The following is a 12,308-nucleotide window of genomic DNA, read 5'->3' as shown; positions in this document are numbered from 1 at the left end:
GATTTATCTACTCGCCAAGTACAGGCTCTGGCTTTCTTACACGTGGCATCTTCTCTTCCTCATGGTCATCATCCTGCTTGTGCGCTACGTTGGCTTCAGCTGATGAGAAGTAAGAATAAATAGCCGGGATGATGTACAGGGTCAGGCCGGTTGCAAAGATAAGTCCTCCTACCACAGCAATACCCATTGAAGCGCGTGTTTCGGAACCTGCTCCTAAGGCTAGGGCTATTGGCAAGGTACCTAAGATGGTAGATAAACTCGTCATCAGGATAGGGCGGAAACGAGACACTGCTGAGTCTACGGCAGCCTCCAGTTTTGTGAGGCCCTGCTCTTTGCGCTGATTGGCGAACTCCACCAGCAGGATACCATTTTTGGTTACCAGACCTACGAGCATAATCATACCAATCTGGCTGAAGATGTTCATCGTTTCGCCGAAATACCAAAGGCTTAGCAGCGCACCTGCCAGGGCCAGCGGTACGGTGAACATGATAATAACAGGGTCACGGAAGCTCTCAAACTGGGCAGAAAGTGCCAGGTAGATAAGGCCCAGTGCCAGCAGGAAGGCAAACATCAAACTACCTGAACTCTCAGAAAAGTCCCTTGACTGTCCTGTCAGGGCTGTTTGGAAGGTTTCGTCCAGTACCTGGTCTGCAATCGCGTCCATCGCATCCACACCGTCTCCAACTGTCTTTCCTTTCGATAGAGAGGCACTAAAGGTGGCAGCTGCAAAACGGTTAAAGCGGTAAACCTGTGGCGAAGCACTTTCTTCTTTCAGCTCAATCAGGTTGTCTAACTGAATGATTTCGCCTGTGCTGCTCTTCACATACAGGCTGCGCAAATCGAGTGGCTCGCTGCGGTTTTCACGTGCTACCTGGCCTAATATCTGGTACTGCTTACCGCCTTTAACAAAGTAACCGAAACGCTGGCCGCTTAAGCCTAACTGTATGGTTTGTGCTATATCGCGTATATCCACACCCAGCGACAAGGCCTTCTCACGGTTAATTTCTACCCGCAGTTCTGGCTTGTTAAACTTCAGGTTTACATCCACAAAGTTAAAAGTAGGGTCAGCCTGAGCCGCCTCCAGGAAAGCCGGGATAACTTCCCGTAGTTTCTCCATACTCTGCGACTGCACCACAAACTGCACAGGCTGGCCGGAACCACGCCCGCCCCCAAGTCCTTTGTCACCGGAGGCAAAGGCCCGGGCTCCAGGAATCCTGTTTATCAATGCCGGCAGCTCGTCTACTATCTGCTGTTGCGATTTAGTACGTTTTTCGGGGTCTACCAGGCGTAAGCGGACAAAACCGGAATTTGAGTTACGCGTCATAGACGTAATGCTGTTGATGCCTTCCACAGAGTCATTTGCCAGGGCTGTCAGCTCATTCATGTACTCGTCCATGAATTCAAAAGAGGCACCTTCCGGGCCAGTGGCATTTATTCTGAGTCCGCTTCTGTCTTCATCCGGCGTTAGTTCCGACTGAAGTGTTGATATTTGCCACCAGATAACTCCCGCTGAGGCAACCACAAGTATAAAGGCAACCCAACGTACCTGCATAAAGCTTTCGAGGCTGCTGCGGTAACCATCCGTAAGTGATGTAAAGAACGGTTCTGTCTTTCTGTAAAACCAGTTAGGTCTTTCCCTGTGCTTCAGTATACGTGAAGCCATCATCGGGGTAAGTGTTAGAGACACAAATGAAGAGATGATAACGGAGCCGGCCACCACAATACCGAACTCCCGGAAAAGACGACCTGTCGTATCTTCAAGAAAGGCCACGGGCATAAATACCGCTGCCAGGGCAACAGTGGTGGATATAATGGCAAAGTAAATTTCTGAGGAACCTCTCTTTGCCGCTTTCATCGGCTTCTCACCCCGCTCAATGCGGGCATATATGTTCTCAAGCATTACGATGGCATCGTCCACCACCAGACCAATGGCCAGTACAATTGCCAGTAGCGTGAGCACGTTGATGGAGAAATCCATGACGTACATAATAAAGAAGGAGCCGATGAGCGACACCGGAATTGCCACTACCGGTATAAGGGTAGAGCGCCAGTCGCGCAGGAACAGGAAGATGATGACTACCACGAGCCCAAAGGCTACGAAGATAGTTTCTTTCACTTCCGCAATAGAAGCCTTTACATACTGAGAGTTGTCAAAACCAATGATAAGCTCTATATCGTCCGGAACGTCTTTTTTGATGCGCTCCAGGCGGCGGTAAAATTCATCTGCAATTTCAACCTGGTTAGAGCCTGGCTGCGGCACGAGTACCACGCCTATCATGGGTATACCATTGTAGCGTAACACCGTTTTTTCGTTTTCCGGGGAGAGTTGTGCAAAGCCAATGTCACGGAAGCGAATCAGACGGTTTGCATCCTCCCTTACAACCATGTTGTTGAACTCTTCCACAGTAGAAATACGGCCCATTGTTCTGACGGAGAGTTCTGTGGCAGATCCCTCAATGCTACCAGACGGCAATTCTACGTTTTGGCGTGCCAGCGCATTCTGTACCTCCACAGGCGTCACCTGTAAGGCAGAGAGTCTGTCAGGGTCCATCCAGAGGCGCATCGCGTAACGCTTATCGCCCCAAATCATTACTTCGCTGACTCCTGGTATCGTTTGCAGTTGCTCTTTAAAGACATTCAGGCCCATATCCGACAGTTCCAGAAGCGTCCGTGTCTCACTCTTCACACCCAACATGATAATGGGGTTAGCATCGGCATCGGCTTTTGAAACAGTAGGCGGTTCTGCATCTTCCGGCAAGCGGCGCTGTGCCCTCGCCACACGGTCGCGCACATCATTGGCGGCCGTTTCCAGGTCTATATCCAGGTTAAACTCAACTGTGATGTTACTGCTACCTTCGCTGCTGGTGGAGGTAAGGGTTCTGATACCGGCTATACCGTTGATAGATTCCTCCAGCGGTTCAGTTATCTCAGATTCTATTGTCTCGGCATTGGCCCCTGTATAAGAAGTCCTGACGTTGACGATGGGAGGGTCTACGCTCGGATACTCCCGCACACCTAAGTAGGTGATACCGATAAACCCGAACACCATAATCGTGATGCTCATCACGATAGCCAGCACAGGGCGCTTTATACTTATATTGGATAAGCTTGCCATATATTCTTGTTTTTTATAGAGGAAACCTCTACCATTTCTTTTTTCGTTTTGCCAGTCAGGTTACCTGCCGCATCACAGGTATATAACACACCAACCATTTTACAGCTGTTTTGTCTTTATAAAACATCCAGTATTTTGCGAATGGTCTGGAGGTGCTCTGTAAAGGGAAGGTGGCTGCTTTAAAAGCATTTACAGTGCTATCGCCCTTGCAGTAGGAGCAAACACTGTACCTGTTGTGGTTTATAAGGCTTGTTCCTCAGAAGACCTTACATTCCGTATGTTCAGGTCAGAACCCGGACGTACCTGCAGAATACCAGAGCGAATGATGGTATCGCCTGGGGCAATGCCTTCAATAATCTGGATAAGGCTTTCGGAGCGCTGCCCGATTTTTACCATCTGCGGAACCGCCTTGCCATCTTTCACCAGAAATACTTTCTGACCTGATGCTTCCGGTATAATGGCTTCTGTTGGAATAAGTATCGCCTGCTCCACCTCTTTAAGTGGTAAATCTATCTTCACAAAAGCACCTGGCTTCACATCTTCGTTCTTGTTGTCGTACAGGGCACGCACCTGCATGGTGCGGGTAGCAGGATCTATGTTCGGCTGTATGGCGTAAATTTTAGCTTTATATTGCTCTGCCACACCTTCCGACGTAAAAGTGACTTCATCGCCTACCTTCACCATCTGGCTATAGCGGCCTGGTACGGCAAACTCTATTTTAACCGGACTGATATCCACAATACGGGCAATAGGGGTGGTGGCAGAAACATAGCTGCCCTCGCTTACCTGGCGCAAACCAACCACACCATCAAACGGCGCATGCACGTAAGCCTTGTTAAGTGTAGCTTTCAGTGCCTGGATGTCGGCAGTGGCCGTAGCCAGTTGGTTGCTTACCTGGTCATACTCCTGTCTGCTGATGTAGTCTTTCTCCAGCAGGGTGCGCTGGCGCTCTTCCATATCGCTGTACAGCTTCTGGTTAGACTGCAGTTTCTGCAGCTGGGCACGCATGTCGGCATCGTTTACTGTAAGCAGCAGCTGGCCTTTTCTTACGCGGGTGCCTTCTTCAAAATTGATGTTTGTTACCCGGCCGGCAATCTCGCTTCGCAGCTCCACATCTTCGTTCGGGAGCACGGTACCGGTAGAGGTAATCCTATTCTGGTAAGCAGTAGGCGAAACAACAAATACATCCACGGCCACTTGTTGAGCCATAGGTCCGCCTGCCCGCGCGCCTTGTGGTGCTTCTTCTCCTGAAAATGCTTTATTGATAACGAGATAGGCGACGGCCGCAACGGCCACCAGGATCAGGAGGGTTTTAACAGTTTTATTCATGTATGTTTAAACACGGGTTTGGAAAGAGTCTGCAATAATATAAAATAAACAGGCTGCTGCAGCTTAAGTTCCTGCTGTAGCAGCTTTAAAATTACGTCCTTTGCAGAATAATTAAAATATTGCGCACTGAATATCTGCAAACAGGCACTTAGGTAAGACAGAAAGCCTGTTTAAAGGTTTAATCGGTGCAAAAAGATTTTTTTGTATGACAGAGAAGCCAGAGAAAAGGAATTTTTTCCAGGATGTGTATGAGGTTGTCGAGCAGATACCAGCCGGACGCGTAACGTCCTATGGTGCCATCGCCAGTTATTTGGGGTCAAAAGGCTCCGCACGTATGGTGGGTTGGGCGCTTATCGCCTCGCATCCTGCTATTAAAATTCCGGCTCACCGGGTGGTGAACCGTATAGGAATGCTAACAGGGAGTCAGCATTTCGATTCCCCCAACGCCATGCAGGAGCGCCTGGAGCAGGAGGGGGTAAAAGTGGAAAATAACCAGGTAGTGGATTTTCAGAAACTATTCTGGGACCCGGCCAAGGAACTGCTGTAACCCGAACGGTATAAATGCTCAGGTGCATCACGCGTGGTTTTTATGGAAGCCGCGCTTGATGCACCTGAGGGTGAAAGGATAGTAGTCACAATGTGGCTACACCTGGATAGGAGTAGTGATCCTGAGTGAGAACGATGCAATTGCCATGCTTGTCAAATGTGCGGGTAAGTCTTATGAACGTGCCATCGTGCTTGAATATATACAGGCACTGCAGGTTTGGGTCAATTTTGTTGCTCCATTGCCCTTCTCCGTTCAAAGGTCTAAAGGCCAGGGTGTCGTACTTTTTGGACCATTTGCCCACCATCATCACAATGCTCTTCCCTTTTTTGTCAAGCTGTACATATTCGTACCGGTCCTGTTCATCACTGTATCTGATGTAGCTTTCGCCCTGTAGTATGCTGCCATCGGCCTGGCTGAGGTCATACCGCTCCTGCACATAATTGCCATGGAAGGCCTTGCTGAATTTAGCGCTGCCTTTTGTTTCTGTGAGCCCCTCTCCATCGGCTTTCTTCACATAATGGCTGACCTGCCAGTCCCCGACAATTCGATCGAGCACCTTATTTGCTGTTGTCTGCTTAAAGGTGAGTTTGTTACTTTGCTGGGCCTGAGTAGCAGGCGTTGCTCCTATCAGCAGCACTGCTACCAAAACGGAAGTGAATAGATTTTTCATGGTTTTATTTTGTTAGGTTGATAATAGAGTAAAGTTCTGCTTATGAATTGAGCAACAGAACTATACAAGTATAGCCACTTTTTTAAAGCGCATTTTGGCTTTTAGACCAACAGAGCCTATAAGTAGCCATAGCGATAGTTTGTCTGTACTAAGATGGCTGAACAGCAGTATTTTATCGACGAAAATTAGGGCAGGAGCCTCTGGAGCGGGAGGAGGAGCAAAAAATGTGGGGGAAAACCCGGGAGAGAACTTTGGAACAGGGGAGAGATAAAGGTAGAAACAATGGGGTGGAGAATTTGCAGAAGCCGTCTTTTTAAGCTCTGGAGAATTGCTATGGATGAAAAGAGAAGGGGCACAGTGCGCAGTATCTATACCGCGCACTGTGCCCCTTTTTTGATGAAGAATGTAGCTTATAATTTGGCTACACCCGGTAAAGAAAAGTGATATTGTGAAGTAGCCTTAAGATTACCGTTCTTATCGATTGTGCGGTTTATTTTCATAAACGTACCATCGTGCTTGAATATGTATAGGCAGTGCATAGACGGGTCAATTTTGCTGCTCCACTGTTTCTCTCCTTTCACAGGTGTAAAGGCCAATGTGTTGTACTTAGGTAACCACTTGCCGACCATCAGCACGATGCTCTTCCCATTTTTGTCGAGTTGTACCAATTCAAACCGGTTTTGCTCTTCGGAATATCTCAGGAAGCCATCACCCTGCATTGCGCTGCCATCGGGCTGTAGCAGCTCAAGCTGCTCATGCACATAATTATCTTTAGAGTCCCTGCTAAAGTTTGCAGTCCCTTTTGTCTCTATAAATTTTCCTCTGTCAGAGTCATACTGGTTAACCTGCCAGTTTCCTACAATTCGCTGAAGTAACTGGTCTGCCTCTTTAGAAGTGAGGGTTTTGTTTCCCTGAGCCTGTGTAACAGGCGCTGCTCCTATCAACAGCACTGCCGCCAATAAGAATGTCATTAGTTTTTTCATGGTTTTATTTTTTTAGGTTGATAATAGAGTAAAGTTCTGCTTATGAATTGAGTAACAGAACGATACAAGTATAATCACTTTTTTAAAGCGCATTTTGGCTTTTAGACCAACCCGGGATAGTTGTAGCCATAGTGATGGTTTATGTGTACTAATGTAGCTGAGCAGCAGTATTCTGTCGACGAACGCCAGGAATATTTGCCTGTGAAAGAGCGGAATGGCCGGAAGAGAAGGATGCGAGGAGGTAGGTTGACAGGCAATGTAGAGCGGAGAAGGGAGCGGCTTATGATGGGGAGAAGCCAGTATCTGAGGGAGGAGCGCTTGTCGTGTAGCGTTAAATTCAAGAGCTCATAAAGCAGGCACAGCATTAGCTTAAATTATAAGCTAATGCTGTGCCTGTGCCCTGTGTAAAAAACTTTGCTTTAAGCCATGGCCCTTTATTTAAAACCGATACCAGCTGAAATACCAAACCAGGCGGGGGAAAAGCCCGTGCTGTTGAAGGCGGGAGTCCAATCGAAGCGGAACACAAACCCGTTTTTTAGCGGCTGAAAACGATAGCCAAGATTAATAAAGCCGCTGGTGCCCCAGCCTTTTGCGTCTGTAATGCCTGTATTGTTCGTGTCGTACACGTCCGCGTTGGCATAAATAGGTGTGATTCCCAGGCCAGCCTCGAAAGCACTGCGCCTTTCGCCAATTAGATAATTAACGGCGAGCGGGAACGTTATAATACTTGCATCTACAGAACGACCGTCCGTATCTGTGCCATTTGCACTCAGACCTCCAATGCCCGCACGAAAGCCGAAGCCATCCTGCACCCCCCTTTTAATTCTCATGTCATAGTTTGCTGAAATACCTATGCCATTTCCGAGGGCTTCTACAAAAATTGCCTTATTATAACGCCCAGGAGTTTCGGATTGTGCCCTGACCTGAAAATGCAAAGCAGCGATAAAAAGGACCGTGAAGAATAGTTTTTTCATGATTTTAAATATTGGTGCAAGTTTATTTTTGAATGGAATACTGGTGAAAAGCTTTGACCTTTTGCCTATGGCTTCACAGCCAGCGTAATGGCATTGTAGCCGGCAAAGAGGCCAAAGCCATTACGGATGTTGTTGGTGACCTGCGTGGGAATATTCCCGAAATCGTCTCCGCCTGCCTGCCTCTGCAGTGTCCGGGCGTACTCGTAGTATTCCTTTGAAATGTGCGCCACCTGCACATAGGTAGTTTTCTCCGGTGGGGTTTCCAGGTTCAGCGTCAGGGGCAATACTTGGCCATCAAAAAGCTTATCGCTGAAGAAGTAACGCCATTCCATTGAAAACTCCTGTTCGATAGGTGCCAAAAAGCCTATGCTGATGTACCTGTCATAAAGTCTTTCATAGATATAGCTCGTGTCTTGTCTGTAGGCCTGTATATAGTAAAAATTCTCCTGCTCCGGCTCATCATCCAACTCAAAAGAGAGAGTTGTCTGTAAGCCCCAGTTAGGGTCATAGGGTGCCCTTTCAGCTTCGATATTGGTAATGACAGGCGCGGCAGGTATGTAACTGGTAGCACTGGCGTTTGGAAAACCAGGTGCGCTCACCTGCAACTCATAGTGCTGCAAAGCCTGAGGTTTCGTATCCGCCTTATAAATGCCATTGCCCATATGCTGCAGGTCGAACAGCACTTGTCCGGCCTGGTATACCTGCACGGAGGCATCGGATAGCTGCTGATAAGCATCGTTGGAGAAAGGGCTCCTGCTAGCGCTGACATCCACTGTGAACAGGCTGTCGGGATTAATGACAGCATTTACAACCAGTTGCGGCTCGTGTATAGGCAGGTCCAGTTCTACCACTGTTTCGCAGCTGCTCAGCAGGAAAGGCAGGCTAAGCAGTAAAGTGCGTACGTATTTTAACTTTCTCATCATATTTTTAAAACTTAAAGCCATAGCTGAACGAGGGTAGCACCGGGAACAGCGACACCTGGTAGAGTTGGCGGGAGTCATTGCCGACAGCATTGGCAGGGTACGGCCTGCTTAGGCGCAGGAAGAAAGGGTTTTTGCGGTTGTAAGCATTGTAGATGGAGATATTCCAGCTACGCTCCCCCCACTTCTTTTTCTTTGTGTGCGTCAGGCTCAGGTCGAGGCGGTGGTAAGCGGGCATGCGGTAGTTGTTGCGCTCCCCGAGGTAGTCTACATTTCCTATGGTGGACCACGACGCTCCATCATTGTAATGAACTTCGTTATAGGCTTTGTAGCTTGCGGCGGGCAGTGTGGTTACAAAGCCGGTATGGTACTGCCAGCTGCCGCCAATACTGAGTTTTTCGGTGAACTGATGGTTAGCAACAAAAGAGATGCTGTGGCGGCTGTCATAAGTATAAGGGTACTTCTGCCCTAAGTTAATGCTGTCCATCTGCCGCCAAGACCAGGCGAGGGTATAGCCAAGCCAGCCGGTTGTTTTGCCAGTTCGCTTGCGCAGCATCCACTCTGAGCCATAGCTCCAGCCTTTGCCACTCACGAGGCGCGTCTCGTAGGGCGGCGATACAAAATTGGCAAAGTTGGCTTCCGGGCCCGCACTCATAAAGTCGTTGATGAAGTTCGCGCCTTCCCTGAACTCCGCCACGTCCTGCATCTCTTTGTAGTACAGGTCAGAGGTCAGTTCCCACTGCTGGGCCAGCACCGCAGCCGCTCCCAGTGTGGCCTGCCACGAGCGCTGCGGCTTCACCTTATCAGTGGCGGGCACCCATATGTCGGTGGGAGTGCCTGTGGAGGTGTTACTGACCAGGTGGAGGTACTGGGCCATGGTGGCGTAGGAGGCGCGTAGACTGATGCCCGTAGCCGAGGTATAGCCAAGGCCCAGGCGCGGCTGCAGCGAAGAATAGAATTTCCCGTTCACATCAAACCCCGACAAGTGCAGCCCTATATTGGCCTGCAGGCGTTCGCTCAGCTGGATGCGGTCTTCGGCATAGGTATAAAATTCCTGCGCCCGGATTCTTGAGAAGGAGTCGGTGGTAAGGGTGAGGGTGTCTGCTTGCAAAGTGACAGACTCCGGCCTGAAGCGGTGGTTGGTATAGCTGGCCCCGAACCGGATGCTGTGCCTGGGGTTAAGTAGAAAATCAAAATCAGCCTTGGCTCCCCAGTCCTTGATGCTGGAGCTATAGTCGGTAGAGCGATACAGGCTTTGGTTGTTCTCCTGCTGTCTCGCCTCGCTTCGCTGGCTGAAGCCGTAGCGGGTGTGTGTAAGGGTGAGGTTGCTGAACAGCCGGGGCCCAAACGTGTGGTTCCAGCGAAGGGAACTGGTGCTGTTGCCCCAGCGCATGCTGAAGTTCTCTTCCTCTTTCAGACTCAGGTTCTGGTACTCCTGCTTATCTGAAAACTTGTCCTGCCCGGCATAGAGGCTCAGGTAAAGGCGGTCGGTGGGGGAGAAGGTATGGTTGATTTTGGCATTGAGGTCGTAGAAGTTGTAGTTGCTGATGGTTTCGCCGCTCATAGCTGCCACCGCTCCCGCCAATAGATCGAAGTAGGTGCGCCGGGCGGCTATCAGAAAAGACGTCTTTTCATTTTTGATGGGGCCCTCCAACAGTAGCTTAGAGGATATCAGCCCTATGGCACCCTCCCCGGAGAAAGCTTGGTTATTGCCTTCCTTCAGCTGTACATCCACCACCGACGACAATCTTCCACCGTAGGGAGCCGGAAAACCGCCTTTAATCAGGTCCACGGTTTTAATGGCATCCGGGTTAAATACAGAAAACAAACCCAGCAGGTGCGACACATTATACACTGGCACGCCATCGAGTAAAATAAGGTTCTGATCCGGACTTCCGCCGCGCACCACCAGGTCAGAGGAACCTTCGAGCCCCGCCTGCACCCCCGGCATCAGCTGGATGGCTTTAATGGCATCGGCCTCACCCATCAGCCGCGGGAGCTGCTTTACCTCACTGCCGTGCATCGTCAGGCGGTTAGCCTGCTGCAAATCCGTTACCTTCTCCGCCACCACGCTTACTTCCTGAATCTCATTCGATAGCGGCTGTAGCTGTAAGGTCAGAGAGGTGTCCTGAGATATGGACAGGATTTGCAGCGCCAGCGGTTCATAGCCAAGGTAGCGCACCTGCAGTTGCACCGTGCCAACGGAAACGCTGAGGCTGTAGAAGCCATAGGCATTGGTGGCAGTGCCTGCTGTGCCAACTGATACAGTAGCCCCAGCCAGGTTTTCGCCGGAGGCCGCATCCCGTACATGCCCGCTCATAGTAAAGCGCTCTTTCTCTTTCCTGCTAACTTCTTTCCGGATTGGCTGCAGGATAATCTGGTTCCCTATAAGGCTGTAGCGGGTGCCGGTGCCGCGGAGCACCTCGTCGAGCACCTGCCGCAGAGGCTTTTGCTCAGCTTGCACGCTCACCTTCTGCTGCAGCGGCACCAGGTCGTTGCTGTACGAGAAGGTAAGGGTATAGGCCCTGGTAAGTTCCGTCAGCACCTCCTGTAAGGTTGCGTTGTCTTTATGCAGGGACACCTTCTGGTCCAGTACCGAGGTTTGAGCCAATACCGAAAAGGTAAAAGCCAGCCATCCAATGCCGAAGCAAAGTAACCGTTTGCTCATTTGTTGTTTGTCTTCAGGGTGATATTCGTTATTGACAACCCTCGCCGCTCAGGGTATAAGTGTTGTCGTCTTGCTTCTTATATTCCAGCTGAAGGGTGGCCTCCAGCACCTGCAGCACTTCCTCCAACGCTGCATTCACAAAGCTGCCGGTAAAGCGGCAGGTGGCCAGTGATTCGGGCTGCAGTTGCAGCCTCACGCCATAATAACGCTCCAGCACCTGCACTACTTCGGCTAAGGACTGCCCTTCAAACTGCAGCCTGCCTGACTGCCATGCCCACGCATTTGCGCTGCTGATTTTAAACCTGTCAATCGTATTGCTTTGCTTATTTAAAACTGCCGCAAAACCGGGTGTTACAATTGCCTCCGCGTTGGCCTCAGAGGCACTAAAGGCTACTTTGCCGGTTGCCACGGTTAATTCTACTGTTTCCTCCGCCGGGTAAGCGCGAAGGTTAAAAGAGGTGCCCAGTACTCGTGTGTTTGCCGCCTCCGCCTGTACAAGGAACGGACGTTGCGGATTCCGCTGCACCTCAAAAAAGGCCTCTCCCTCTAACTGTACCACGCGCTCGGCTGCGTCAAAATCAGGGTCATAGGCAAGCAGGCTGTTCCTGTTCAGCCATACCTGGCTACTGTCAGGCAGCATAACTGCAATCGTGCCGTTCCCCGACCGCACGACCTGCATGCCGTAATAAGGGAAGAAGTAAAACTGCATCACCCAGGCAAGACCAATGAGCAAAGCCACCGAAGCCGCCACGCGCAGCAGCGTGCGGTACATCGGGATAAATTTGGCTTCCGGCTTCTCCGGTGCTGCCTGCAAACGCCCTTTTACTTTTTGCCATGCAGCGGCTGTGTCTACCTCTGCCGGAGGGGCAGGAGGGGTTAATTCCCACAGCCGCTGCTGTGCCCGGAATTGCTCCGTATGTGCCGGGTCCTGCGCCAGCCACTGGCGCAGCGCCTCCTGCTCGGCAGGAGAGGCCTTGCCTTGCAACTGTTTGGCGGCAATGTCCCAGTATTTGCTATCCATGGCAGGGCTCGTGTTTAAGTAAAGTAAGTTTGTGTATAGCCTGGAGGCTTTCGCCGAAGGCACCGGTGTTTTTTGTGACGT

The 12,308-nt window shown here is 50.3% G+C and carries 9 protein-coding genes; 1 reads left to right on the top strand and 8 read right to left on the bottom strand.

Features of this window, described 5'->3' with window-relative positions; translation table 11 throughout:
- Window positions 1-7: 7 nt before the first annotated feature.
- Window positions 8-3,115, bottom strand: a complete 3,108-nt coding sequence (locus DXT99_RS09500; protein ID WP_115565316.1) for an efflux RND transporter permease subunit — start codon at window positions 3,113-3,115, stop codon at window positions 8-10.
- Between the two features lie 240 nt (window positions 3,116-3,355).
- Complete coding sequence (locus DXT99_RS09495) at window positions 3,356-4,444, bottom strand: efflux RND transporter periplasmic adaptor subunit (RefSeq protein WP_115565315.1); 1,089 nt, start codon at window positions 4,442-4,444, stop codon at window positions 3,356-3,358.
- Between the two features lie 205 nt (window positions 4,445-4,649).
- On the opposite strand from DXT99_RS09495, the gene DXT99_RS09490 reads away from it, so the two are divergent.
- Window positions 4,650-4,991 carry an MGMT family protein gene (locus DXT99_RS09490; protein ID WP_115565314.1) on the top strand — a complete coding sequence of 114 codons (342 nt, stop codon included), beginning with the start codon at window positions 4,650-4,652 and terminating at the stop codon, window positions 4,989-4,991.
- Window positions 4,992-5,076: 85 nt separating this feature from the next.
- Here DXT99_RS09490 and DXT99_RS09485 read toward each other — a convergent pair whose 3' ends face one another.
- From DXT99_RS09485 to DXT99_RS09460, 6 genes are all read right to left on the bottom strand, one after another.
- The gene (locus DXT99_RS09485) at window positions 5,077-5,661 is read right to left on the bottom strand and encodes a DUF1579 family protein (RefSeq protein WP_115565313.1); all 585 of its coding nucleotides are present in this window, start codon (window positions 5,659-5,661) and stop codon (window positions 5,077-5,079) included.
- A 410-nt stretch (window positions 5,662-6,071) separates the two neighbouring features.
- On the bottom strand, window positions 6,072-6,644 hold the full coding sequence (locus DXT99_RS09480) for a DUF1579 family protein (protein ID WP_115565312.1): 573 nt from the start codon (window positions 6,642-6,644) through the stop codon (window positions 6,072-6,074).
- 434 nt (window positions 6,645-7,078) lie between these two features.
- Window positions 7,079-7,618, bottom strand: a complete 540-nt coding sequence (locus DXT99_RS09475) for a hypothetical protein (protein WP_115565311.1) — start codon at window positions 7,616-7,618, stop codon at window positions 7,079-7,081.
- A 65-nt stretch (window positions 7,619-7,683) separates the two neighbouring features.
- Entirely contained in the window at window positions 7,684-8,541 is an 858-nt protein-coding gene (locus DXT99_RS09470; RefSeq protein WP_181885080.1) for a DUF4249 domain-containing protein, read from the bottom strand.
- Window positions 8,542-8,545: 4 nt separating this feature from the next.
- Window positions 8,546-11,206 (bottom strand): TonB-dependent receptor, encoded by a 2,661-nt coding sequence (locus tag DXT99_RS09465; protein WP_115565309.1) that lies wholly within the window; start codon window positions 11,204-11,206, stop codon window positions 8,546-8,548.
- A gap of 28 nt (window positions 11,207-11,234) precedes the next feature.
- On the bottom strand, window positions 11,235-12,227 hold the full coding sequence (locus DXT99_RS09460) for a FecR domain-containing protein (protein ID WP_115565308.1): 993 nt from the start codon (window positions 12,225-12,227) through the stop codon (window positions 11,235-11,237).
- Window positions 12,228-12,308: the final 81 nt, after the last annotated feature.

The sequence above is a fragment of the Pontibacter diazotrophicus genome (assembly GCF_003367245.1).
Lineage (GTDB): Bacteria > Bacteroidota > Bacteroidia > Cytophagales > Hymenobacteraceae > Pontibacter > Pontibacter diazotrophicus.
Note: the sequence above shows the minus strand (reverse complement) of the source record. Positions and strands in the feature narration are given on the sequence as shown.